Source organism: Rheinheimera sp. B2H12, assembly GCF_059620065.1.
This window is the reverse complement of sequence record NZ_CM184363.1, coordinates 1,895,934-1,922,401: the sequence shown is the minus strand read 5'-3', so window position 1 is coordinate 1,922,401 and position 26,468 is coordinate 1,895,934. Positions and strand designations below refer to the sequence as shown.

Genomic DNA, 26,468 nt, shown 5'->3' with positions numbered 1-26,468 from the left:
ATCAACATATCCTGTCATTCAAACTATCAACAATACAGCGTCTTAAACTGGATTCATATTGTACTAGTTGATAGCGTTTTGAGACTGCAAGTTGTGCAGATTTAGCTTTTGATAACAAGTCACTGTCTGATTCGGTGTCAAATGCTGTAAGTCTTGTCAGCAAACTGGTACTACTCAAATCAATTAAATAACCAAAATCATCGATATCAAAGCCACATTCTTTTGTAACTACCGGAATCATCATTCCATTAGCGACAGCAGTGATCACAGCTGTCGCTGTCCCCTCTGAACAGGATGGCAACACAACATAACCACAATCTAAAGCAATTTGTTTGAATTGTTCAGAATAAACATTCACAAAACCATGGACAATGACATTGTCTGGCAAATTCACCGAACGCAAAAAATCAGCCTCAGCGGGAGTGTAACCGCACACATGCAAAGTCCAGTCCGGCTTATCCCTGAACGCCTCTACAGCTATATCTAAACCTTTGTGCAATAAACCATAGCTACCAAACCACAACATAGATTTCCGACACTTGGCATAATCTTTAACCAGAGCTATCTGCTCGGTATCTGTCCGCAAATGAAAAGTCGGATCAACTGCCAACACATTCTTGCAACCACGTTCAGTGAAAGTGCCTATGGTATGGTTATTGCCAATGCAAATCACCGCATCTGCCATCGATGCTGCCAGGCCCCAGCGATAATCTGCCGTTCTGACCGATCCCAAAGCAAGGAACTTAGTTTTGTTGTAATAACCAACCATTCTTTTGAAAGATTGCGCTGTGCAATGGTCCGGGTGTGAGCCTGTGCCGTAATAAATTTTCAACGCATTTGGCGCCGCAGAGAGCGCTTGATACATTGGCAGCCCTTCACCAAAAATTACGTCATAATTGTTTAAGGGAAATGAAGATAATCGATTGTTATTAACAACATCGACCTGATAGCCTAGTTCATTGAAAATTTTTGCAATGATCCAAGATTCCTGATAGTTAGAATGGGAAACATAGTTTTTATTCTTAAAATGATAAGTGCTATATGACAATAAAACCCGTTTGGAGTGTTGTGCGCCATTGACATTGTTAATGCCTCTTGCAAAGAGGTATTCGTATACATTTATGAGAAAAACATTGTTTTTAACAAAGTTTTTTAAGCTTTTTATCATTTAAAATCTCGAACTAAACGTTGAATAAACTTATATACGGCATAGGGTCTAAGTAGGAAGAATGCATAGTGAATGAACCGATATCCCGTTGTACGTTTATTATTTAACAGACTAATTAATATTACACTTTCATGAAAGTAAAAAAATTCATCGTATTTTCTTAAAATATCTAAAAATGACCATTCCGACCATGCGTTGTTTTTTCTAAAATAATAAAGCGATTTTATATAAGCTAAATTCGCAATTTTTGATTGATTATTACTGACAGATTCAGCAAAACGATAAGCGACAGTCACCTTTGGCAAGTAATTCAATAAAACCCCAGCTTTTGATATCTTTAACCATAACGGGTAGTCATCAAGCATTGGATATCGTTCATCCGCGTACCCTACTTTTTCAAGTAGATTTTTGCTTATAAAAGAAGTAGGCGCTATCAAGGCATTATCAAAATACAAATAATCCAGCTGCTGCTGCGCAGTCAATTTAAAAAAATTAGCATCATGCTTTTTCAGCTGGCTAGAATCGATTTTTGAAGCATCTGCAAACACACAAACATCAGAAAAAACGATTTCGGCAGACGGGTTATCCCTAATAAACGCTATGTTATCGGCTAAACAGTCTTTCATTAAAATATCATCGGCAGCAATAGATTTAACCCATGGTGTTGATGCCATACGCCAGCCACGGTCTATATTTATTGCAACGCCTTTATTCTTAGTTGATTTAATAATTTCAATTTTAAAGAAATTACTAATATTTTTGGCAATCCACTGCTCTGCAACTTGAACAGTATTATCAGGTGAACAATCATCACAAATCAGTAGTTCAATGTTTCGTGAGCCGTAAGACTGATTCAAAATACTGTCTAGTGTGTCGACTATAGTTTCTGCTGAATTGTAGCTTATTACCACGACAGATACTTTCAAGGTGTTGTTTTGCATCGAACTAAGCCGCATAACGATTGAAATTAAAATAAATAAATGGCAAATATATAAGATAATTAATTAAATATGCCAAAACCGCGCCTTGCACGCCATATATGGGTATTAATATAGCTGCCAAAGTAATATATAAAACACTGAAACCAATTTCAGTACCGACATACCATTTTGTAGCACCCCGCGAAATCATCGGGTATGCATACAACCAGCTGAGAATTTTAATCACATCTCCCGTTAACTGGATGTAGAATAAATCTCGTGCCTTTGAAAACTCGGATGAAAACAAAATTGAAATTGAGTAGTCCCTGGTAATATATATACCTGCAGCCATCACTACAACCAGTGGCATTACAACTTTACTGACACTGGCAATTTGCTTCTTAATTGATTCAACAGTTGTCAGCCCGGCGAGCAGTGGTAAATAATATGTTGACAGTGCTATTGTAATTACACTTAAATAGACTTCAGAAATTTTGTATACAGCCTGCCAGTAACCAGCTGATTCCCAGCCTGTGTGCGACACAAGTAAATTACGAATAACAATGACTGACAATGGCACAGTAATAGCACTAGTTACTGCCATTAATACATAGCCGGATATTTTTTTCAGATAAAATTTATCAATGGAACCAAAGAAATTTTTGGCTTTAAACCATGGTTGAGAGATGCAACTTAAACTGATGATGAAACCAATAAGCATAGCCTGTATGCTTGCCGCAATAAGTGCGCCATTTAATTTATAAGTATATATTAGCCAAATCATAAAGCTATTTGATATCAACACACCTAACATGCTAATACCAATAAATTTCTTAAACTGCTTCAAACCATTCAAGATGGAGGTAAAAAATACTCCAGCTGCTGTAAATGGCAATGAAAATATGACTAAATAGATTAGCCACGAATAACTATTTGAATGGAAAAGCCAGAGGGATATTTTTTCCACAAATAATATAGAAATGATGACTGCTAAAGTAATTGAAAAAGATACCCACTGAACTGAGGCCAGCCACCATGGCCTGCATTCAGAAAAATCATCCTCTTTTGAATTTTCTGCGGTATAGCGGACTACTGCATTACCTGCAGCTGCATTAACAATGCCATTTAACCCGGTAATAAAACTTTGAACCTGGCCCATGAGGGCCAAACCACTAGGACCACTATAGATAGCAACTACTTTTGCTATAACAATGCCAAACCCCATTCTTAACAGCGTCAAAAGCGCTGTTAAGAATGATACTTTCAGAAGTGATTTCATTGCTGATAGCTATTAATTACTTCTATAACTTCTTCAACATTTGAGTTATTCATCGTTGGCCCAATTGGAATCGAGAACACCTGGTTATGTATTGACTCTGCAAGCGGAAGTGACAGATTATTATATTTGCTATAAGCCTGCTGCTTGTGAGGTGGTATCGGATAATGAATCAGGGTTTGCACACCTTTAGCCGCCAAGTGATCTGTCACACTTTCTCTTGCATTGTGTTGTGCAACAAAAAGATGCCACACATGATTTTCCCTATTTTTGACGTAAGGGAGAACTAAACCTGCCAAATTAATGCTGGCCAAATATTTTTCCGCAATAGAACGTCTAATTTCAATTTCGTTGTCAAGATACTTCAGTTTTACTCTTAACATAGCGGCCTGAATTTCATCTAAACGGCTATTCACGCCCAGATATAAATTTTCATATTTTTTATGGCTCCCGTAGTTGCGAAGCGCAGAAAGCACCGATGCCAGTTCATCATCGTTGGTGGTAATAGCACCGGCATCGCCTAAAGCACCAAGATTTTTTCCTGGATAAAAGCTGAAACCTGCTGCATGTCCCCAGTTACCTGCTTTTTTGCCATCAATGCTCGCCCCATGTGCCTGAGCACAATCTTCCAGTACTAACAGGTTATGCTTAGCAGCAATCTCCATTAACTCAGGCATCGGAGAAATTAAGCCATAAAGATGCACAGGCAACATGGCTTTAGTTTTCTCGGTAATTGCTGCCTCAACTTTTAATGGACAAAAGTTATAGGTCTTTTCATCTGGCTCCACAAAAACTGGTGTCAGTTTGTTTTCGCTAATTGCCAACACAGACGCTATGTATGTATTCGCAGGGACTAACACTTCATCGCCATCTTTCAGTTTGCCAAGTTCTTTCCAGGCGCGAAGAACCAAAATCAGCGCATCTAAGCCGTTTGCTACTCCTATAGCATGTTTAGTACCACAATAAGTCGCGAATTCTTGTTCAAATGCTTTTAGCTCCGCTCCCATAATATACCAACCTGAGTCAATGACCCGTGTTGTAGCTTCGACAAGTTCGGCGCGATACTGAGCATTAATTAATTTTAAATCTAAGAATGAGATCATTATAAAAACCTAATAATTTTGGCTGGATTCCCGACTACAACAGCTTTTGGTGGTACATCTTTGGTCACGACACTACCGGCTCCAATCATTGCTGACTCACCGATTGTGATACCCGGAAGTATGGTCGCATTTGCACCGATACTTGCGAAATCTTTAATCGTAATGCCATCAAATTTCGCCGGGTATTCTTTAGAACGTGGAAATAGATCATTGGTAAATGTTACATTTGGGCCTATAAAAACATTATTACCAATCCTGGTCCCGTCCCAAAGTTGGACGCCTGACTTGACTGTAACATTATCACCAAGGATAACATCACCTTCAATTAACGTTTGCGCACAAATATTACAGTTGCTACCGATAGTTGCACCTTTCAAAATGACAACGAATTGCCATACTTTAGTACCTTCGCCAATCATTGAAGGCGCAACGTCTGCAAGTGGGTGTATGTAACTCATTGATTTACCGACCTAATAAAAGTACTGTAATCTCTAATGTAATCTGACTCATCGTAATGCTCACTCGCAAGTACAATCAGCACACAATCATGTGAGAAATCATGCATCTCACGCCAAACGCAAGAATCGATCAGCAGCCCTTCTGTTGGTGTATTCAGAACTGTTGACTCACGAACTAAACCGTTATCAATAATAAAACGGCAACTTCCCTTTAATGCTATTGCGACTTGTTTTAAAGCACGATGAGCATGGAAGCCTCTGGCGACACCATCTTTTGTGTTAAAAATATAATAAATTCTCTTCACTTCAAAAGGAATGTTTTTTAAGCATTCTAGTGATACTAAGCTGCCCCGGCTATCTCCAAGACAATCAAAAGTTAGCCGTTTAATCAGGGACTGTGATTCAACTGCATCAACATATGGCTCAAATTCAAAATCTGGCGCTAGCTCATCTTTTTCACTGATCTGTAATGATGAATTCGAAGGCCATGGAATATTCAATAAAGGAGAAGACCATTTGAACGATCGCTCGCAGTTCTTATTATATAAATTTGTTGTCTTATATAAGAAATGTGTGTCGTCTTCCAGCGCTAAAAAACCATGCGCAAAACCTGGAGGTATCCATAGCATCTTTTTATTATGCTCTGATAGCTCTACTGCGACATGTTTACCATAAGTAGGCGATTCAGGTCTTATATCAACAGCCACATCAAAAGCTTTGCCTTTGACGACTCGCACAAGTTTCCCTTGTTCGTAAGGCGGTATTTGAAAATGTAAGCCTCTCAACACACCTTTGGCCGAAACTGAATGATTATCTTGCACAAAATTAACATTGGCAACCAATTCAGAAAATTTTTGCTGCTGCCATGATTCAGTAAACCAGCCACGTGCATCAGTAAATATACTGGTTTCAATTATTTTTACTTCGGGAATTTCAGTGTCTATAACTTTCATAAATGATCACTTGTGCGCGATTACGTGGTGCAATGCACCCTGCCAATTAGAACAATTAACTCCGAACTCAGACTCAATTTTTCGGCAATCAAGCTTTGAAAATGCTGGCCGTTTTGCTGGTGTTGGGTAAGATGCAGAATTAATTGCATTTAATTTTGGAGCTTCCGGTATCTGCTTGGAATTAACAGCACACGAGAATATCTCTTTGGAAAAATCGTACCAACTGATATAGGGCATTCCACAAAAATGGTAAATTCCCCAACGCGCTTCCCCAGTATTCACTATGACGTCAATCACCTTTCTGATCGCAAGTGCAATGTCACCAGCATAAGTCGGTCCACCATACTGGTCTGAAACAATGGACAACTCACGCCGACTTTGTCCAAGTCGAAGCATTGTTTTTACAAAGTTGTGTCCATGCTCTGAAAATACCCAAGCTGTACGGATGATAATGTGTTTTTTGCAAACTTCAGCGATTGCTTTTTCACCCAGCAATTTGGAAAGACCGTATTGATTCTGTGGTTCCGTTGGATCATTTTCACAATAAGGCTCTTCTTTAAGTCCATTAAACACATAATCTGTTGATATGTGAATCAGCACAGCACCTAATTGTTCGGCAACCTTGCCAAGATAAAGCGGACCCAAATGATTTAATTTATCTGCTTGGTCGATCTCAAGTTCAGCTTTATCAACTGCGGTATAAGCTGCTGCATTGATGATGAAATCAGGCTTAAATTCGCCCAACACATCATTTACCTGCTGTTGGTCTGTGATATCAAGCGCCACTTTGTCAAAAGAGCGCAAATGACTGTAGTCGCTGAATAACTCAACAATTTTTCGACCTAACTGGCCATTAGCTCCAGTAACAGCTATTTTAGGTTGCGACATTATTTGCATGCCACCAGACGGCTCAGGTACTGACCATATTCATTTTTCAGCATTGGTTTCGCCAGCTCCAGTAATTCTGCGTCAGTTAGCCAACCATTACGCCATGCGACTTCTTCCAGACAGGCAATTTTAAGTCCCTGTACATTCTCAATTGTTTGGACAAAAGAAGATGCTTCATGCAGACTTTCATGCGTACCGGTATCTAACCATGCAAAGCCACGTCCTAAAATTTCGACGCTTAACTCTCCAGCTTCAAGATACATCTGGTTGAGCGTTGTAATTTCGAGTTCACCGCGATGCGAAGGTTTAACACGCTTCGCCATCTCAATGACCTTGTTGTCATAAAAATACAAACCTGTGACTGCATAATTAGATTTTGGCACATGAGGCTTTTCTTCAATAGAAATAGCTTTCATTTCGGCATTAAATTCAACAACACCGAAACGTTCTGGATCTTTCACCATGTAACCAAATACAGTCGCTCCTGTATCTTTTGAAGCTGCATTTTTCAATGTTTTTGAAAATGAAGTCCCGTAAAAAATATTATCGCCCAAAACCAAACATACGCTGTCGTTGCCGATAAATTCTTCACCTATGATAAAAGCTTGTGCTAGGCCTTCAGGTTTCGGTTGCACTGCGTAGCTTAAACGTACGCCGAAATCACTTCCATCTCCCAGCAGACGCTGAAATGATACTTGATCCTCAGGGGTAGTAATAATCAGAATATCCTGGATCCCTGCAAGCATCAGGGTGGAAATCGGATAATAGATCATCGGCTTATCATATACGGGCAATAATTGTTTTGAAACGCCACGTGTGATTGGATACAGCCTAGTTCCTGAACCACCTGCGAGAATTATTCCTTTATACTTTGCCATGTTAAGATCCTTTTCCCAAACGTTCTAATTTATAACTACCATCAAGCACAGATCTACACCATGACTGATTTTCCAGATACCATTGCACTGTTTTGCGTAAACCAGTTTCAAATGTTTCATCTGGTTTCCAACCAAGTTCACGCTGAATTTTTGTTGCATCGATGGCATAACGAACATCATGCCCAGGGCGGTCAGTGACATATGTAATCAAATCGGAATAATGCAGAACACCTGCAGGTTTGTTCGGCGCAAGTTCTTCCAGTAAAGCACATAATGCCTGAACAACCTCGATATTCTGTTTTTCGTTATGTCCGCCAATGTTGTACGTTTCTCCAACAACGCCTTCTGTCACCACTTTACACAGAGCTCTGGCATGATCTTCAACATAGAGCCAGTCTCGAATCTGGTTGCCTTTACCATAAACAGGTAAAGACTTGCCGGATAATGCATTCAGGATGATAAGTGGGATAAGTTTTTCCGGAAAGTGATACGGACCATAGTTGTTAGAACAGTTTGTAACTATAACAGGTAATCCATAAGTCCGGTGCCATGCCCTGACTAAATGATCTGAACTGGCTTTGCTGGCTGAATATGGGCTACTTGGAGCATAAGAGGTATTTTCAGTGAATAGATCATCAGTGCCTTCAAGATCACCATACACTTCATCTGTTGAAATATGGTGAAATCTGAAGGCAGCTTTTCGTTCTTCTGATAAATCTTTCCAATAGAAACGCGCAGCTTCCAATAATGTATATGTGCCGACAATATTTGTTTCTATAAATGCTGCAGGTCCATCAATAGAACGGTCAACATGGCTTTCCGCTGCAAGATGCATCACAGCATCCGGTTGATGTTTTACGAAAAGCTGATCTAACGCTTCTCTATCACAAATGTCGACTTTGGCAAATTCATAACGGTCATCATCAGAGCATTCAGCTAAAGAATTCAAATTTCCCGCATAAGTTAATTTATCAACGTTTACAACACTATGAATTGTGTGCCGAATGATATTTCGTACAACAGCCGAACCAATAAAGCCTGCACCGCCTGTAATTAAAATTTTCATTTATTCATGCTCATTATTTATAATAAAACGTTTAACCAAAACGACAATCACAGAGAATATAAATCCAAACATAAAACCGAGTAGGCAAATAAGAGCCCTTGCTGGTTTTGATTTAAGCTCGGCGACAACAGCAGGATCAATCGTTTTAAACACATATTCGCTTCTAACATTCGCTAGCATCTGTGTTTTCATTTGCTCTTCAATAAGTGAATACAGCATACCGCGAACATCCGAAATATTCGTTTGATTGACTTGAGTATTTAAATAATCAATACTTTTTTGCGCTTCATTTAGATCTAGTGATCTCATTTCTTCATTTATTGTATTTACTAATTTATCAGCCCATTCTTTTGCTAAATAAGGCGAGTAATATTCGATAGAAATGCTATACATACCTGAAGATTTATTTTGACTCACAGAATAGAATTTTTTAAAAATTTCGTAAGTTTCCTGATTACTCGGCTTACTCACAAACGGTGGCTTAACTTGTCTAACCCATTTCTGAGAGTTGCCATCATAGATTTCGGCATCAAGAACTAATGTATCATCAGACCTCTGCCAGCCCTTGGCCGCCATAATTGGTACGTACAAGTTATTATTTTCAATAAAGCGGCTGATAAAATCGCGAGACTTTAACAGCTCAAATGCTAGAGCTGCCTTATCACCACTAGTACTACCAATATTTACCCCTGCAAGAGCGGCAAGTCCACTCAACTGTCCAGGCATCTTCAACCCTTCTTCTTGCACCGGAGCAAGGGTAATTTCACTCTTGTAAATATCAGGCAGACTTAAAGAATATAGAACTGAACCAACACTGGTTAAAAATGTAAATGCGATAATTATCCATTTACCGGCCCAAATTGCTTTGAATATTTCACCGAGATCAATCTCGTAATTCGAATTCGCCTTTCTCAGTCGCTCATGCATAGTGTACTCAACTTAATAAACGTCAGAAGGAATTTAATGCCGCTATTGCTACAGCAGACTGATAGAAAATTTGCGTGATTTGCGACCACAGTGTCAGACCATCTTTATATTCAACATCCAGTGGCACAACGATAGTGTCTCCAGGCATCAGGGTCTGATCACCAGCAAACCAGCTATTCGATGGCACAACCACAGAGCCATCGGCGCGTAACACATAAACCCGCTCATTATCAGCACGCTTACGGCTGTTGCCCGATAAAGCCAGATATTCTTTTACTGTTAAGTTCGGGTTATATGAGTGACTACCCGGGTTTTGCACTTCACCGACCACTGAAATCGCAGAATTACGTCTTGGGATAAACAACTTATCGCCAGCGTCTACTTCCAAATCGTATTCTGGATTACCGGCCTGAATTTGCGTCATATTCAGCACCAGCCGGCCCAGCATCTTTTGCTCGGACAATTGGTTAATTAACATCACTGATTGCTCTGGCGAACTGCTCATTGGCCCTTGAGATGTCAGAGATTTTGAAGCCACATCTGATTTTAGTTGCATCAACAAGCGCTCAAATTGCTCCTGCTCCCGTTTTTGAATTTTTTCGCGGGTGAAAATAGCCCCAAATGGGAAAGCGGCATCAGTAAAACCACCTGCTCTTTCTATCAATTGCGATAAGGTTTCACCTTTCGTCACCTGATAGGTGCCAGGGAAGCGTACTTCACCTGTCAGCTCAACAGTTTTGTCTACTGACCAGTCCGGCATAGAAAATACATTGAGTCGGTCGCGGCTTTGCAACTGACTAACATCAGAATCAATACTGGCAGGTTCAGTTAGATTTAGATTGAAGTTTTTTACCAAAATCTGGTTATCGGTGCTGGACTGACCAATCAGTCGACTCAACTCAGCTCTTTGTAAATAAGCAGAATCTTTTAAACCACCGGCTGCTGCAATCAGCTCTAGTACACCCGCATTTTTCGCAATTGGGTAATCACCAGGTACTTTCACATCACCGTAGGCTGAAGCGATGGCTAATGGCGTGTTATTAGTAGCTTGCTGTTTTAGTTTCTCCAGCACAGGGATCAGCATCTGCTCGCGGTTTAGTTTCGGCGTTTGCTCTAATAGCACTTTTTCGGTAAAGATTGCTTTATAGTTTTTCGCCAGATAATCTTTTAACGCCTTTTGCTGCGCGTCATTCTGTTGCTTTGCATCAAATTCAAAAGGGCTACTGATACTGTATTTAGACTTTTGCTGTTGTCCTGTACCCTGCAGTTCATTTTCTGAAGCGGGTTCATTTGGACTCATCGTCAGATTTTGCTGGCCTGCTTGCTGTTGATTCGTTTGATATAAGGCCGACATGCGCAGGTTATCTAACTGCTTTTGCCGTTTTTCTTTGGCTTGTTGCTCCAGTAAATCCTTCACATCGTCTTTTTCAATAGCAGCATGAAATGCAATCACGACATCTCGTGGTTGTAATTGGATACTACGTTGGGTGGAAAAACCGCCATCCAGCGCCAAAGCGTCTACCAGGTTGACCTGAATCACTTCGATATCACCGCGGCTGTTTTTCTCGCGCAGGATTAAGGCGTAGTCTAAATCGACGGTTGGCAGCAAATCAGTCCAGACACCTCGAATTAAATCTTTTAATTGCATCCCGGTTTTATAGGCATAACGCCCTGGTCTGACCACGGCGCCAGCCAATACCACTTCGTTTTCTACCCGATTGGAAATAGCTGCCAATTGCAGCATATCGCCATTTTGCAATGGACTCGTCAGACTGCTACCTGATGTTAAATCCAGATTGTTCAGTTGCTTAACGCCTTGGCGGTTCACCCGCTCCATCACCACATCTTTGATATGAGCGTTCGGTTTAGCACCGCCCGCCATCCGCAGCAAATCCTGTACAGTTTCACCGGCTTTTACTTCATAAATTGCCGGCCGATTCACTTCACCGCCAATTTCGACCACGGCTTGTAAGGGTGCCACAAACACCACATCGCCATGGCGCAGTTGTGTATCGCCGCTATTGTCGCCTTTTAACAGCAAGTCATATAAGTCAAAGTGGCCAATCTGATTGCCACTGCGTTGAATGCGGATGTCGCGCAGACTACCGATATCAGAAATACCACCAGCCACAAACAAGGCTTGCGTGACTGTGGTCATGGCAGAGACTGCATACATGCCTGGGTATTTGGCTTCACCAGCAATAAATACATTGATACTACGCAGTTGCCCCATGCTAACTGAAGCTTGCACGCCAATATTGGCCTCTTCCACCCTGGCTTTAATTAACGCTGCCGCCTCAGTGAACGTTAAACCGGCAATAGTGACTGGACCGACATTGTCCAGTTGCACCTGGCCATCACGACCGATGGTCAGTTGTTCAGATGAGCTTTGTTTGCCGTACAGTTGCACCAGCACCGTATCATCCGGACCTAACAAATAATTATCCGGCACCGGCGCATTATCCACTGGGGCAAAGGTGCTGATTTGGGCATTAAACAGATTTAAGCCAAAACGTTTTGGTTGACCGTCTTGCTCTGGTTCAGCCGCAAGCATTGGTTCTGTCTGGCGGGCATCAAACTGTGGTTCTGGCGTTAATGGGCTGACCTGAGTTCTGCTTGGTTGCTGACTGGAGGCGGAGTTAAGCTGATTTAAATCAATACCATATTGCTTGGCTAATTTTTCCTGTTCAGCCCGTGGCAATTGTTTAAATTGCGCCATCATGGCAGGGGTCGGCGTCACGGCCAGTGCTTGCGCACTACAAAAGGAAAGTATTGCCAGATAAGCGCATTGTTTTATTCGTTTAATCACTCTGACACTCCAGTCGTTGTTTGATCTTGATATTATTTAAATTTAGCTTGCAGCTTGAGTTCTTCAGGCACGCTACCGCCCATGGGTTAAGCGTCCCAGAACTGAAATTCTATTTGTTCTTCACAACAGCGTCGGATCATACCCCAGCCATGCTGGTATCCCAAGCCTTCGGCTGGTAACTAATCCGTCGTTAATTGTTATTAATTGTCATACCGTCTTTGAATGGTCATGCCGTCTTTGGCAGTTAACTTTTCCAATTCATCATTTTGTAATGATAGAGGCACAGTATTATTCAACAGTTGTATTAATACCAGACTCCGCCCTGCCCCATCTGCCATCTGATAAACGGCCGCCAGGCCTTGATAAGGACCTTGCAGAATTTGTAAGGCTTCACCAGGCTGATAAGCCTGTTTGTTGCTCTCCAACTGCTGCAACATAATTTGCTGCTCGGTCAGCTGCGCAATCAACCCGGCTGGTATAGTGGCAATTTTGCCGCCAAAACGGACAAAATCAGTCACCCCGCGGGTATTTTTCACCACGGCCAAGTTCATTTCAGGAGTTGCTTGTAAAAACAGGTAACGCGGAAACAGCGGCTCTTTCACAATAACGGCCTTGCCGGCTTTTAGCTTACTTTTAGACAATAAAGGTAAATAGCTGACAAAGCCAAGATTTGCCAGATGTTGTTGTGCCCGGAATTCTTCTCTGGGCTTGCAATACACCAAATACCAGTTATCCATAACCTGCTTTTACAACTTTTCTAAAGCCTGAAAGGGGCGTAAGCATAATTGCCTTGTGGGTCAGAGTCAATCAAACTTCGCGCCAAGCCACGCCGAATAAGGCTTCGTTAACAAAATTGCTGATTTATAAATCAATTAAAGTCTAAAATAAGACTTCAGATTACATACATGAAGTTAACAAAATAACAGCTAAAGCTGAACTGCTGGTGAACTAACCCCAAACAACATCCTGGTTTGGGGTTTGCCATCCTGACTTAGCGCTGCAGAAAAGCGATATACCATTGCATTGCTTCGTTAATGCCCTGCCCAATGCGGTATTGTGGCTGATAGCCCAATAACCGTTCAGCTTTACTGATATCCGCTTGTGAATGGCGGACATCGCCACTACGGAAATCTCGGTACTCCGGCTCTGTTGCCACCACTTGACCACAAGTACTCAATGCTGTGGTAATAGCACTAAATAATTGATTTAGCGTAGTCCTATCACCAACGGCAACATTATAAACCTGGTTTTTTGCCTCAGCTGGCGCTGTGGCAGCCAGGATATTCATTTGCACTGTATTAGCGATATAACAAAAATCGCGGCTGGTTTCCCCATCACCATTGATAAACACAGGATCATTTTTGAGTAATGAAGCAGTCCATTTTGGGATCACTGCAGCATAAGCACCATCCGGGTCCTGCCGTTTACCAAACACATTAAAATAGCGCAGACCGATACAATAAAAACCATAGCTACGGGCGAACACATCAGCATAGAGTTCATTGACATATTTAGTCACAGCATAAGGTGATAGAGGCCGGCCAATGTTTTCTTCCACCTTGGGTAAGGCAGGATGATCGCCATAAGTCGAGCTGCTAGCAGCATAGGTAAAGCTTTTTACACCAGCATCACGCGCGGCCACCAGCATATTTAAAAAACCACCGACATTGGTGTCATTGCTGGTAATAGGGTCATTCAGTGATCTTGGCACTGAGCCTAATGCTGCCTGATGCAGCACATAATCCACCCCCACCACAGCTAGCTGGCAATCAGCTAAGTTGCGAATATCGCCGTTGATAAAACGAAAGTTTTGCCACTGCGCCGGGCTGACTAATTGTTGCACTTCATCGAGATTACGCTGATGGCCGGTAGCAAAATTATCCAGGCCAACAACCTGTTGATCCAGTTTCAGTAATGTTTCTAGTAAGTTAGAGCCGATAAAGCCAGCGACCCCCGTTACTAACCAAACTTTGGGTTGTTGCTGTATTTGCTGGCATATTTCAAGATATCGCATAAAAATCTTTCCTTATAACCTGACATCAGAGTCAGTGGCACTCAGCACATATTTCAGGTCATACAGCACATGATTAGCTTTACCAAAGGCACGAATGCCCTCTGCACCCAGTTCTTTAAACTGCTGATGGGCCACGGCCAGGATCACAGCATCATAACTGGCAGTTGCTGGTGCTGTTACCGGGGTAATACCATATTCATGTTCAGCTTCAGCGGCGTTAATCCATGGGTCATACACATCAGCAGCGATATCGTATTCTGTTAATTCTTTGATGATGTCCACTACTTTGGTGTTACGCACATCAGGGCAATTTTCTTTAAAGGTCAGTCCTAGTACCAATACTCTGGCACCAGCCACCCCAATCTGGCGTTTAATCATGGTTTTAACCAACTGACTCACCACATAACGGCCCATACTGTCATTAATCCGACGGCCAGCCAGAATGACTTCGGGATGATAACCAACCGCCTGTGCTTTATGGGTTAGATAATAGGGATCAACACCGATACAGTGACCACCGACCAGACCAGGTCTGAATGGCAAGAAGTTCCATTTGGTACCTGCAGCCAACAATACTTCTTCGGTATCAATGCCTAATTTATTAAAAATCACTGCCAGCTCGTTAATCAGGGCAATATTTAAATCGCGCTGAGTGTTTTCAATTACCTTGGCAGCTTCAGCCACTTTAATACTGCTGGCTTTGTAGGTGCCGGCAGTAATAATGCTGCCGTATAGATCATTGACAAATTCAGCTACGGCTGGTGTTGAACCAGAAGTGACCTTTTTAATAGTGGTGACCCGGTGTAATTTATCACCTGGGTTAATCCGTTCCGGGCTATAACCGGCAAAAAAGTCCTGGTTAAATTTCAGGCCTGAGACCTGTTCAATCACCGGAATACAGTCTTCTTCGGTAGCGCCTGGATAGACGGTCGATTCATAAATCACCACATCGCCTTTTTTAATCACTGCCCCTAAAGTTTGGGAGGCTTTAATCAGTGGCGTTAAATCTGGCTGGCGATGCTGATCAATTGGGGTAGGCACAGTCACAATATAAACATTACATTGGCTGAGGGCGTTTTTATCAGCACTAAACGACAAAAGCTGTGCCGATTTTAATTCGTCAGTTTCCACTTCCAGGGTATGGTCAATATGCTGCTTCAAATCGGCAATGCGGCCAGGATTGATATCAAAACCCAGCGTAGGGTATTTTTTTCCGAATTCAACCGCTAAAGGTAAACCGACATATCCTAAACCAATGATGCCAATTTTTGTGGAGTGCAGATCGAGCATATATTCCCTTTATTGCCACTAGATGAATGAAAAGCCGCCAACTTCTGATAACACAACCACAGATGACGTTGATTGTGGTTGTGTTATCTGCCTGAAACGAGCTGGACCCGATATTATTTATTAAAATGCTGCTTAATTGCCGCAACGATCCGCAAACAACCCTGACCATCGCCATAAGGATTATGGGCAAAGCTCATGCTCTGGTAGTACTGCTGATCGGTCATCAGTTTAGACACTTCTGCCACTATCACCGCTTCATCGGTACCAACCAGTTTGACTGTACCAGCAGCCACAGCTTCCGGCCGCTCTGTGGTATCGCGCATCACCAATACAGGTTTGCCCAGTGACGGCGCTTCTTCCTGAATACCACCGGAATCGGTCAGCACCAGATAGCTGCGGCTCATCAAATACACAAACGGCAGATAATCCTGCGGTTCAATCAGATGTACATTCGGCGAATTACTCAGTAAACGGAAAACAGGTTCCCGTACATTCGGGTTCAAATGCACCGGGTACACCACATCGGCATCAGGGAAACGTTCAGCGATGGTTTTCAGTGCCGCACAGATATTTTCAAAACCTGAACCAAAACTCTCCCGTCTGTGCCCTGTCACCAGGATTAAACGACGGCCATCTTCGCCCCAAGGGAATTTCTCGGCAAACTGAGCGGACAGTTGCTGATCCGCATTAATTTTGGCGACCACTTGATGCAGCGCATCAATCACGGTATTACCAGTAACAAACACGTTGGCTGGGTTGACATTCTCCGCCAACAGGTTCTGCTCTGAAGTACTGGTTGGCGCAAAATGCAACGTAGTAATGGCACCTGTCAGCCGGCGATTGGCTTCTTCTGGCCACGGACTATAAATATTACCGGTCCGTAAACCAGCTTCGACATGGCCCACTGCGGTTTTTTCATAATAACAAGCCAGCGCCGCGGCAAATGTGGTGCTGGTATCGCCGTGCACCAGCACGATGTCTGGCTGAAAATCACGTAATACCGGTTTGATATTTAATAAAATACTAGTAGAAACATCATACAGATCCTGACCTGCTTTCATAATCGCCAGATCGTATTCGGGAACAATGTGGAATAACTTTAATACCTGATCCAGCATTTCACGGTGTTGACCTGTGACGCAAACACGGCTATCAATGCTACTGTCCTGTTTTAATAAATTAACCAATGGCGCCATTTTAATCGCTTCTGGCCGGGTTCCGAATACACTCAACACTTTTAACATCAGCAAATCCCATCGCATGAACATAACTAACCGCAAGCTTATCAAATCTTCCGACTATAGCGAAGGAAAAAACCCGCCATTTTGTGCTGTCACAGCTTATTCATCTGCCTGCTTAGTCTGCGATCATCACCTGATAACCCAGCGTCTGTAACTGCAGTTGCAGTGCTTGTTTTGCTAGTCGGTCGCCATGGACCAAACGGATTTGCTGTGGCGGGGATTTCATCCGCCGGACAAAGTGAATCAAATCCTGCTGATCGGCATGCGCCGAATAACCGGATAACACCACCACTTCAGCAGCGAGCGGATAAAGCTGCCCTTTGATGCTGACGCTGCCAGCCCCTGTCGCAGCCGCCTGAATAATAGCTGCGCCCGTGGTGCCTTTGGCCTGATAGCCGACAAACAAAATTTGATGGCGTGAGTCTGCCAGCATGGCCTGTACATAATCGACAATCCTGCCGCCACTGCACATGCCGCCGCCTGCAATCACAATAGCCGGACTGGCGGTTGATGCCAGCAAATTGACCAGTGCCAGATGTTGTTGATGATCCGTAATGCAGGTTAACTGCAAAAATGCCAGTGGCTGCCGGCCTCGTTTTAACTTCGCTTTGGCTGCTTTATCCCAATATTGCTGTAATTGTATATAAGCACTGGTAAATTCGATGCCCAGCGGTGAATCGACAATGACCGCCAATTCTGACCAGCTCAGTTCCGGATGGATCTTGGCTGCCCGTAACCGATGCAGGATATCTTCCAGCTCATATAACAATTCCTGCGTCCGGCCCAAACTAAAAGCCGGGATCAGAATAGTGCCATTATCCTGCAGTGCTCTGGCAATAACCTGTTGCAGTTGTTGCTGGCGCTGCCGCCGGCCCTGATGACAGCGATCACCGTAAGTACTTTCCAGCACCAGGATATCAGCCGAACTGGGCGCCTTTGGGGTTGGCAATAACGGCGTATGAGGTGGGCCTAAATCACCGGAAAATACCGTTTTAAAACGCCTCGTTGCAATTTTGTGCCTGATTTCAACATAAGCTGAACCCAAAATATGACCAGCTGGCTGCAATTTGCATTCAACATGACCACCAGTTGCGGCAAGTGCAGGTAACTGTTGCCATCTGCCATAGTCACAAGGCTCTAACAGACGCAGCAGGCCATCAATCAGTAGATTGATCTGCTGCGGCTGCAATGCGCTGTTACTCTTCAGCGCATCACGCAATGCCAGTGGCAGCAATAACGCCGATGCCTGAGTTAAAAAAATCGGCCCCCGATAGCCAGCAGCATATAACTGTGGCAAGCGCCCGCAGTGGTCCAGATGAACATGAGTCAGGATCAGCGCTTTGACTGTGGCCAACTGAAACGGTAACCGGCCATTGAGTTGCTGGTCACTACCGACGCCTTGCTCGTTGCCCTGAAACAAGCCGCAATCAATCAACAGGGTATAATCATCAGCCAACAGATACTGATGGCAAGAACCAGTCACTGTATGCACAGCACCATGATGGATAAAACGAGGTGGATGAAAACAGTGCGTGTCGGCCATTATTGGCCTCCGGCGAGTAAAACCATGGTTATAGTTGGCGGGGAGAAAAAAGCAACCTTCCGACAGCAGGCAAAGTGTTAGCAAATTTTATCCGGTATTCGTCCGGGCGCTGGACGTCAAGTGTTGGACTGCCCCAGTTGCACTGGGTCGGGTCCAACCTACGGATAACTGCCAATTAACCTTGTTGTTGCCGGTGCAAACTAATCAATAGTTCAGCTTCAGCGCGTGGCAATTCACACTCACGGATGATTTCGTCCATTCCGGCACCGAGCTGGACCATTTTCATTGCTCTGCTGTAGAGTTTAGATTCAGGATCGAACAGTTGGATCTGCTGTTGATGTTCAGAAAGCTGCTCAATTTCCGCAGCAATAGCCTGTTGCTGCTGTTGTAGGGTTTGCTGGAATTGCTCCAGTTTCACGGTACGACGACCTACCCCCATCACGCCAGATCTTAATTCGGCAATTTCAGTCAAGCCGCTCTGCACTTGCTGCTGCAATTGTTCAATTTGCGCTGCCAGGCCCTGCTGCTGTTGTAACTGTATCCTGTGTTGCCACCAAACAAATAATACCAGCAGTATTGAAACTGCTGGTATTATGCCAAGAATAAGCCATTGCAAAGAGAGGGGCACTCAGACTACCTGTTAAATGTTACCGATATCATCCCACTCTTCATCCGAGAGCAGTTTATTTAAATCAACCAGGATTAACAGCTCGCCATCACGGTTGGATACACCCTGGATAAATTTAGCGCTTTCATCAGTACCTACATTTGGTGCCGTGTCAATTTCTGAGCCACGCAGATAGACCACTTCAGCCACACTGTCGACTAAAATACCAATGACTTGCTTATCAGCTTCGATAATGACAATACGACTGTTTTCAGTCACTTCGGCCGGCGGTAAACCAAAACGAGACCTGGTATCAATGACTGTCACCACATTACCGCGCAGGTTGATGATCCCCAGCACATACATAGGCGCACCAGGCACCGGCGCAATATCGGTATAACGTAAAACTTCCTGTACCTGCATCACGTTGATGCCATAGGTTTCTTCTTGTAATTTAAAAGTAACCCATTGCAACACAACATCATTTTGTTCTTTAGTTTTCACTGCCTGCGCCAATAAATTGCTCATGTATCGCTCCTCTACCTCAATCTTGGTCCGTACTTAATCAGAACTGCCTGCACCCTGTGCTAATAAAGCAATCATGGCATCTACATCTAACAAAGCACACATATGCTGTTTTATCAAACCTGCCAGCCAGGGTCTTTTCCCTTCAGCGGCACGCCACTTCACATCATCCTGCTCTAAGGTGACTGTGTTGATTAATGCTTCGCAGGCCAGGCCCCATGAACTTTTGCCCAACATGATAACATATTGATAGTCTAGCTTTTCTGCCAGTTGTTGATCATATTTTTCTGGCATCACCCATTTTGCAGTGTCTACCACATTAATTTTTTGCTCGCGGTATAACATCACACCTTTATACCAGTCAGGTTTACCAGGCAAGGTATTAATGTTGACGACTTTATGAATACCGCCTAATTCTTTCAGCGGCAATGCCACTTTTAACCCGGCCACTTCAAAAAATAATGCCTGAAACTTACCTTGCCGATAGGCTTTTTCTATCACCACGGCAGGAGACGGTGGCTGCGGTGTTTTCGCAACTTCAGCAACAACAGGCGCTTTAACCACTGCTGTGGTTATTACCGAAGGCTTCGCCACAGGCGGCACCACAGGTTTGGCAGGCGCAACTATCGGTTGTGCCGCTGCCGCCACTTTATTCACCACCTGCGTCACAGTTTTGGCGGCAACTTTGACCGGTTCAGCACTGACAGTCGACAACAACTGGTTCAGTTGCTGTTTTTTAACTGCAGTGACAGCAACCTCAGGTTCCTGTTCCTCGGTCAGTAATGCATTCAGGTAATGACGCATCACCTTGTGGCTGGCAAGCAGATCACTCATGCGATGACTCCGGCGTCAGCTGTAGCAGATAAGTCAGTAACGTATTATAAGCAAACACACCACGCGATTTAGGCGCGTACACCGGTGGCGGCGTTTGCGCCAGACTGGCGTCCCGCATCTTGGTATCAATTGGGATCACGGCCGACCAGACTAAATCACCATATTTGTTTTTCAGTTCTTTATAAGCTTCCAGCGACGCTTTGGTTCTTTTATCGTACATCGTTGGGACTATCGTGAACTGATAACCAGGCTGCGACTGACTATGCATCAGTTGCATCGTCGCTAACATCCGGTCCAGGCCTTTTAATGCCAAAAACTCAGTTTGTACCGGGATCAGGATCCGGTCACAAGCGGCCATCGCATTGACCATCAACACCCCAATCACCGGCGGACAGTCAATCAGCACATAATCATATTCATCACTGACTTTAGCCAGTGCCTTCTTCAGGATCAGCCCCATGCCACCTTTATCGCCCAGCGAACGGTCTAGCGTTGCCAGCGCCATGGACGATGGCAAAATATCCAGATTTTCCATCCCGCTTGGACATAACGACTGCAAAATTTCTTCTTTGGTTATATTTTTACCGCGGATGAAAATATCATAAACACTGTTTTCTAACTCTTCAGCGTCGATACCAAAATAATAGGTCAAAGATGCATGCGGATCGGTATCGATCAACAATACCCGCATACCACGGCCTGCCAATAAAGCACCGAGTGTAACTGTAGACGTAGTTTTACCAACGCCACCTTTTTGATTCGCAATAGTCCAAACGACCAATTATTAATTCCCGTTATTTTTTTTCTGCTCAGATTGCACTGTTGCATCCGAGGTAATTTTAATACCACCGTGCGGCAGTCTGATCACTTTGATAGTGCCATCGTCTGCCACCGTTGTTTGCTGCTGTTGCAACATTTGACCGGCCTGTTCCAGACTGGTCGCTTCAGACGCTGAATTCGCGCTGCTGACGGGTCTGGCGGCAAGTTTTGAAATAGCGATCACCACTTTGCGATTTTCTGCTCTGCCCTCAGCAGTGGCATTATCGGCAAAAGGCGCAAATTCACCATAACCTTCAGCGGCCATGCGCTCAGGTTGCACGCCAAGCCGTTGTAATTCCCGCAAAATTGCCGTGGCCCTTGCCATAGATAATTCCCAATTTGAGGCGTAAATTTCGTTACTCATGGGCTGATTATCGGTGTAACCACGCACGCGGATAATGTTACTGCTTTGATTAAGGATAGCCACAATTTCGGTTAATAACACTGAGGCGCTTGCTGTTTGCACACCGCTGCCGCTTGGGAATAATAAACCGCTGTTCAGTTGAATGGTCAGCCAGTCTTCATCATTTTCGACTTTTGCTACCCCTTTTTCGATCAGGTTAGCAAGCGACTGTGTCAGTTGATTTTGTAATGAAACCAGCGGATTACCAAATTGTGGTTTTTGTAAGGTGGGTTGCTCTTTAGCATCAGCCACCAGTTCAGGACCAGTGGCAGTTTCCAGTGAAGTGCCAAATTGCTGATAATCACTTTTCGGCTGATTGTCGGTCAGCAAATCCGGCCCTTTGACCCCTGTTTCAGCTGCCACAGGTTTTTCAAAGACCTGCGCTAAGGAACTGGAAATCGTCTTAAATTTTTCTTCTTTGGCGATGGCAAGCGAATACAACACCACGAATAAGGCAAACATCAACGTAACGTAATCAGCATAAGACACTAGCCAGCGGTCAAGCGAGGCGGTCTCAGGTTCTTCATAACGACGACGGCTGCGATACATAACTTTACCCTATCCGGTAAGCGGCCAGCTTGCGCTCAATAACCCTTGGATTTTCACCATTGGCAATCGAAACAACCCCTTCGACGATCAGTTCCTGGTACAAGGTTCTTTGCAATACCACGCTTTTTAGTTTATTGGCGATAGGAATAAATACCAGATTGGCGAAACCGACCCCATAGACTGTGGCGACAAAAGCAGTTGCAATACCACTGCCAAGTAACTCTGGTTTATCCAGATGCTGCATCGCTTGGATCAGGCCGAGCACGGCACCAATAATGCCAATAGTCGGACTATAGCCACCCATTGCTTCATAAATCCTGGCAGAGCGCAGCAAACGCTCTCGCTCCAGCGTTAATTCTGCATCCAGTGCATCCTGCAGAACTGCTGGCTCAACACCATCAACCAGCAAATTCAGCGCATTATGTAAAAATGGATCCGACTCATGTAAAGCTTCGGCTTCCAGCGACAAAAAGCCGTTGCTGCGTGCTGCTGTGCCCCAATTAATCAGCCGTTCAACTGTGGCATTGAGCGGCACATACTGGGAGGTGAACACCCAAGGCAGCATTTTCAGGCCCACAGTAAACTGCGGCAATGGCGTCTGAAAAATAACGGCACCTAAAGTGCCGCCAAGCACAATCACCAGTGCAGGCAAATCGAACAAGGTCGCTACAGAACCGCCATGCAAGGTGTAACCGGCAATAATGGCAGTGATCCCCAGGATCAACCCTGCAAACGACAGTTTATCCATTCCCGATTTCCGCGATCAGCCGGCTCGCCACATCGGCCAGACCTACTTCAACATCTGTCAGACCAGCAGCGGTAACGGCTTGTGGCATGCCATACACCACACAGCTGGCTTCATCTTGCGCCCAGATTTTTGAGCCAAATTGTTTGAGTAAACGACAACCATCACGGCCATCTGAGCCCATACCTGTCAACACAATCGCCAGCACTTTATCGCTATAGACTTTAGCTGCAGTGCCAAAGGTGACATCCACACTGGGTTTAAAGGTGATTCGTGGAGAATCATCTTCTTTAATCCGCAGTTTGGCTTGTTGCTCGGAACCTTCAACCAGCATCTGTTTACCGCCCGGAGCCAGATAGGCCACACCAGGTTTGAGCAGATCACCATCAACTGCTTCCCGCACTTCAATTTTAGCCAGACTGTTGAGCCGGCTGGCAAAAGCACCGGTAAAGGCGGCAGGCATATGCTGCACCAGCAAAATAGGCAACGGAAAATTAGCCGGTAAAGCAGTAATAATGGTTTGTAAGGCCACCGGACCACCGGTAGAAGTACCAATGGCGACCAATTTGTAATGTTTGCCAGAGGCTTTAAACGGCCGTTCAGCGGGCGACGGCGCAAAATCTGACGTATCCCGTTCCGGCGCTTTGAGCAATTCAGCCCTGGCTAACGGCGTTCTGGCAATAGTGGCAGGCTTAGCCGAAGTTGGCGCACCAGTGCTTGTTGGCGTGGTGGCAGTCGCAGGTCCAGGCCGCACAAAGAGCCGGCGTCTGGCCACAGCTTTGATCCGCTGACGGAGCAATTCAATGGCTTCACCTTTATCACGGGCGATATCTTCAAATTTTTTCGGCAAAAAGTCGACGGCACCGGCATCCAACGCATCTAAGGTTGCTTTGGCACCTGAATGTGTTAACGAAGAAAACATCAGGATTGGCACCCGTTGTTGCTTCAGGATTTCACGCACTGCCTGAATGCCGTCCATCAACGGCATTTCGACATCCATGGTGATCACATCTGGTTTTAATTCCAGCGCCTTTTCCACAGCTTCACGACCATTATTGGCGGTACCTGCAACTGTCAGCTCAACATCTGATTCAATGATTTCCGTCAGGCGACGGCGAAAAAAACTTGAATCGTCAACAATTAACACTCTGATCGACATAGAAGACCTGCTTATGAAGTTAAATTGTTAAAACGATCAAATTTAATCTTCGATTTTTTCGCATAATGTTTCAACAGGTTAGGTACATCCAGGATCAAGGCAATACCACCATCGGAAGTGATAGTTGCACCAGCCATACCAGGCGTCCCCTGTAACAAGGCATCCAGCGGTTTAATCACCACCTCTTCCTGGCCCACCAGTGAATCCACCACAAAACCAACCTGTTGCGTCCCAATCTGCACTATCACGACGTGACCTTGTTCACGCCGCAGTTTGCGATCTGAACCACGGACCAGCCAGTGCTCAAGATAGAACAATGGAATTGCTTTATTTCTCACCACAATCGTCAGCTGACCATCAACAATGTTGGTTTTGGCTAAATCCAGGTGGAAAATTTCGTTCACTGTCGCCAGTGGCAATGCAAATGGCTGCTTACCAACGACCACCATCAAGGTAGGTAGAATCGCCAGCGTCAACGGAACTTTAATTTCCAGTAAAGTGCCTTGACCTAACTTGGAGTGGATATGCACAGTACCATTAAGTTGGTTGATTTTGGTTTTCACCACATCCATGCCGACGCCGCGACCGGAAATATCAGAAATCTGTTCTTTGGTGGAAAAACCTGGTGCAAAAATCAGATTAAAGGCTTCTGTGTCCGACATCCGCGCTGCGGCGTCCGGATCCAACACTCCACGTTTAATGGCAATGGCCTTCAGTTTTTCCGGATCCATCCCAGCACCATCGTCCTGGATGGTTAGCAAAATATGGTCACCAGCTTGTTGTGCTGCTAATTTAACCAAACCAGTGCGCGGCTTACCATTTTTTGCCCGCACGTCCGGCATTTCAATGCCGTGGTCAACCGAGTTGCGCACTAAGTGCACTAGCGGATCAGCCAGCGCTTCGACCAGGTTTTTATCCAGATCGGTTTCTTCGCCTTCCAGCTCTAAGTTAATTTCTTTTTGCAACGACCGTGCTAAGTCACGAACAACCCGGGGGAAACGGCCAAACACTTTTTTGATTGGCTGCATCCGTGTCTTCATCACTGCACCTTGCAGATCAGCAGTCACCACATCCAGATTTGAAATGGCTTTGCTCATTTCTTCGTTTTGCGCCACGCTGGATAAACTGACCAGCCGGTTTCTCACCAGCACCAGTTCACCGACCATATTCATGATCTGATCAAGGCGTTTGGTATCAACCCGAACCGTGGTATCCGCCTGGGCCGCATTAGCCGTGCCTTTGCCATCATCCGCATCTTTATCGCGGGCAACTGGGGCCGCAACTGGAGCTGGTTTAGCTGGTTCTGCTGCTTTAGGTGGTTCAGCTTTCGGTGCTGGTTTAGCAACTGCAGGTTCAGTTTTTGCGACCGCAGCTTTCACCGGCTCCGCGGTTTTTGCTACCGCGACCGGGCCCGCCGGCGCTTTGCCTTTACCATGCAGTTCATCTAATAATGATTCGAAATCATCTTCACTGATTTCATCAGCGCTTGATGATGATTTGGCCGCAACCACAGGTGGCGGTGTCTGAGCGACAGCGGCCGGGGTAGCGACTACAGGCTCGTGACTGGCAGGAACAAAAGAGCCTTTACCATGTAACTGATCCAGGATGGCTTCAAATTCATCATCGGTAATATCATCGGTTGCAGACGCAACAGGACCAGCTGGGATCACAGTCGGGGCGACCGCAGCGGCTTTAGCAGCAGGAGCTGCAGTGCCATGTAATTCATCAAGCAAACGCTCAAATTCATCTTCAGTAATATCATCAATAGAATCAGATAGCTGACTTTCACTGCCGCCTTCTATTTCCAGCGACACTGCGGCATCAAAAGTATCTAAACTCATTTCCGGTGCTGCAACTGCAGCAACTGCCTGTGGCGCATGAGACTCATCGGCAGATGCAGGCTCACTCAGACGATGTAAAGCATGTAATAACTCTGGGCTAGCTGGCTCAAGTGGCTGACGGTTTTGCACATTACTGAACATCTGATTGATGGCATCAAGTGCCTGCAATATCACATCCATCAGTTCAGAAGTGACCCGGCGTTTACCAGTACGTAAAATATCGAAAACGTTTTCAGCACCATGACAGGCATCGACTAATTCTGTCAGTGACAAAAAGCCAGCACCACCTTTGACCGTATGAAAACCGCGAAATATTGCATTTAATAAATTGGAGTCGTCTGGATTATTTTCTAGTTCGACCAACTGCTCCTGCAACAGCTCAAGGATCTCACCGGCTTCGACTAGGAAATCCTGTAAAATGTCCTCATCTAAATCAAAGCCCATGCTAGCCT

The 26,468-nt window shown here is 44.5% G+C and carries 24 protein-coding genes; all 24 read right to left on the bottom strand.

Features of this window, described 5'->3' with window-relative positions; translation table 11 throughout:
* Position 1: 1 nt before the first annotated feature.
* Positions 2-1,168, bottom strand: a complete 1,167-nt coding sequence (locus AC53GJ_RS08365) for a glycosyltransferase (RefSeq protein WP_496732213.1) — start codon at positions 1,166-1,168, stop codon at positions 2-4.
* Positions 1,165-2,109 carry a glycosyltransferase gene (locus AC53GJ_RS08360; protein ID WP_496732212.1) on the bottom strand — a complete coding sequence of 315 codons (945 nt, stop codon included), beginning with the start codon at positions 2,107-2,109 and terminating at the stop codon, positions 1,165-1,167. The genes AC53GJ_RS08365 and AC53GJ_RS08360 overlap by 4 nt, the downstream gene beginning before the upstream one ends.
* Before the next feature lie 4 nt (positions 2,110-2,113).
* Positions 2,114-3,367, bottom strand: a complete 1,254-nt coding sequence (locus AC53GJ_RS08355; RefSeq protein WP_496732210.1) for an O-antigen translocase — start codon at positions 3,365-3,367, stop codon at positions 2,114-2,116.
* Positions 3,364-4,467: a DegT/DnrJ/EryC1/StrS family aminotransferase gene (locus AC53GJ_RS08350; protein WP_496732209.1), complete on the bottom strand. Its 1,104-nt coding sequence runs from the start codon at positions 4,465-4,467 to the stop codon at positions 3,364-3,366. The genes AC53GJ_RS08355 and AC53GJ_RS08350 overlap by 4 nt, the downstream gene beginning before the upstream one ends.
* Positions 4,467-4,925 (bottom strand): acyltransferase, encoded by a 459-nt coding sequence (locus AC53GJ_RS08345; RefSeq protein WP_496732208.1) that lies wholly within the window; start codon positions 4,923-4,925, stop codon positions 4,467-4,469. Before AC53GJ_RS08345 ends, AC53GJ_RS08350 begins: the two co-directional genes overlap by 1 nt.
* Complete coding sequence (rfbC, locus tag AC53GJ_RS08340) at positions 4,922-5,878, bottom strand: dTDP-4-dehydrorhamnose 3,5-epimerase (RefSeq protein ID WP_496732206.1); 957 nt, start codon at positions 5,876-5,878, stop codon at positions 4,922-4,924. The genes AC53GJ_RS08345 and rfbC overlap by 4 nt, the downstream gene beginning before the upstream one ends.
* A gap of 6 nt (positions 5,879-5,884) precedes the next feature.
* Positions 5,885-6,766: a dTDP-4-dehydrorhamnose reductase gene (rfbD, locus tag AC53GJ_RS08335; protein WP_496732205.1), complete on the bottom strand. Its 882-nt coding sequence runs from the start codon at positions 6,764-6,766 to the stop codon at positions 5,885-5,887.
* The gene (gene rfbA / locus AC53GJ_RS08330) at positions 6,766-7,644 is read right to left on the bottom strand and encodes a glucose-1-phosphate thymidylyltransferase RfbA (RefSeq protein ID WP_496732204.1); all 879 of its coding nucleotides are present in this window, start codon (positions 7,642-7,644) and stop codon (positions 6,766-6,768) included. Before rfbA ends, rfbD begins: the two co-directional genes overlap by 1 nt.
* 1 nt (position 7,645) lies before the next feature.
* Positions 7,646-8,710: a dTDP-glucose 4,6-dehydratase gene (gene rfbB, locus AC53GJ_RS08325; protein WP_496732203.1), complete on the bottom strand. Its 1,065-nt coding sequence runs from the start codon at positions 8,708-8,710 to the stop codon at positions 7,646-7,648.
* Positions 8,711-9,637 (bottom strand): Wzz/FepE/Etk N-terminal domain-containing protein, encoded by a 927-nt coding sequence (locus AC53GJ_RS08320; RefSeq protein WP_496732201.1) that lies wholly within the window; start codon positions 9,635-9,637, stop codon positions 8,711-8,713.
* Positions 9,638-9,659: 22 nt separating this feature from the next.
* Entirely contained in the window at positions 9,660-12,446 is a 2,787-nt protein-coding gene (locus AC53GJ_RS08315; protein ID WP_496732200.1) for an SLBB domain-containing protein, read from the bottom strand.
* 200 nt (positions 12,447-12,646) lie between these two features.
* Entirely contained in the window at positions 12,647-13,183 is a 537-nt protein-coding gene (gene rfaH / locus AC53GJ_RS08310) for a transcription/translation regulatory transformer protein RfaH (RefSeq protein WP_496732199.1), read from the bottom strand.
* A gap of 254 nt (positions 13,184-13,437) precedes the next feature.
* Positions 13,438-14,460, bottom strand: coding sequence for an NAD-dependent epimerase/dehydratase family protein (locus AC53GJ_RS08305; RefSeq protein ID WP_496732198.1), 1,023 nt, complete (start codon positions 14,458-14,460; stop codon positions 13,438-13,440).
* Positions 14,461-14,472: 12 nt separating this feature from the next.
* A complete protein-coding gene (gene tviB, locus AC53GJ_RS08300) occupies positions 14,473-15,750 on the bottom strand; it encodes a Vi polysaccharide biosynthesis UDP-N-acetylglucosamine C-6 dehydrogenase TviB (protein ID WP_496732197.1) in 1,278 nt (425 codons plus the stop codon).
* A gap of 113 nt (positions 15,751-15,863) precedes the next feature.
* Positions 15,864-16,994 (bottom strand): non-hydrolyzing UDP-N-acetylglucosamine 2-epimerase, encoded by a 1,131-nt coding sequence (gene wecB, locus AC53GJ_RS08295; protein WP_496732196.1) that lies wholly within the window; start codon positions 16,992-16,994, stop codon positions 15,864-15,866.
* Positions 16,995-17,106: 112 nt separating this feature from the next.
* Positions 17,107-18,534, bottom strand: a complete 1,428-nt coding sequence (locus AC53GJ_RS08290) for an MBL fold metallo-hydrolase RNA specificity domain-containing protein (RefSeq protein WP_496732195.1) — start codon at positions 18,532-18,534, stop codon at positions 17,107-17,109.
* Positions 18,535-18,709: 175 nt separating this feature from the next.
* The gene (locus tag AC53GJ_RS08285; protein WP_496732194.1) at positions 18,710-19,162 is read right to left on the bottom strand and encodes a DUF2802 domain-containing protein; all 453 of its coding nucleotides are present in this window, start codon (positions 19,160-19,162) and stop codon (positions 18,710-18,712) included.
* A 12-nt stretch (positions 19,163-19,174) separates the two neighbouring features.
* Positions 19,175-19,669, bottom strand: coding sequence for a chemotaxis protein CheW (locus AC53GJ_RS08280; RefSeq protein WP_496732193.1), 495 nt, complete (start codon positions 19,667-19,669; stop codon positions 19,175-19,177).
* A gap of 33 nt (positions 19,670-19,702) precedes the next feature.
* Complete coding sequence (locus tag AC53GJ_RS08275; protein ID WP_496732192.1) at positions 19,703-20,500, bottom strand: chemotaxis protein CheW; 798 nt, start codon at positions 20,498-20,500, stop codon at positions 19,703-19,705.
* On the bottom strand, positions 20,493-21,281 hold the full coding sequence (locus tag AC53GJ_RS08270) for a ParA family protein (RefSeq protein ID WP_496732190.1): 789 nt from the start codon (positions 21,279-21,281) through the stop codon (positions 20,493-20,495). Before AC53GJ_RS08270 ends, AC53GJ_RS08275 begins: the two co-directional genes overlap by 8 nt.
* Positions 21,282-21,284: 3 nt before the next feature.
* A complete protein-coding gene (locus tag AC53GJ_RS08265) occupies positions 21,285-22,271 on the bottom strand; it encodes an OmpA family protein (protein WP_496732189.1) in 987 nt (328 codons plus the stop codon).
* A gap of 4 nt (positions 22,272-22,275) precedes the next feature.
* Positions 22,276-23,019, bottom strand: coding sequence for a flagellar motor protein (locus AC53GJ_RS08260; protein WP_496732188.1), 744 nt, complete (start codon positions 23,017-23,019; stop codon positions 22,276-22,278).
* A complete protein-coding gene (locus AC53GJ_RS08255) occupies positions 23,012-24,175 on the bottom strand; it encodes a protein-glutamate methylesterase/protein-glutamine glutaminase (RefSeq protein ID WP_496732187.1) in 1,164 nt (387 codons plus the stop codon). Before AC53GJ_RS08255 ends, AC53GJ_RS08260 begins: the two co-directional genes overlap by 8 nt.
* A gap of 11 nt (positions 24,176-24,186) precedes the next feature.
* Positions 24,187-26,460, bottom strand: a complete 2,274-nt coding sequence (locus tag AC53GJ_RS08250; protein WP_496732186.1) for a chemotaxis protein CheA — start codon at positions 26,458-26,460, stop codon at positions 24,187-24,189.
* Positions 26,461-26,468 lie beyond the last annotated feature (8 nt).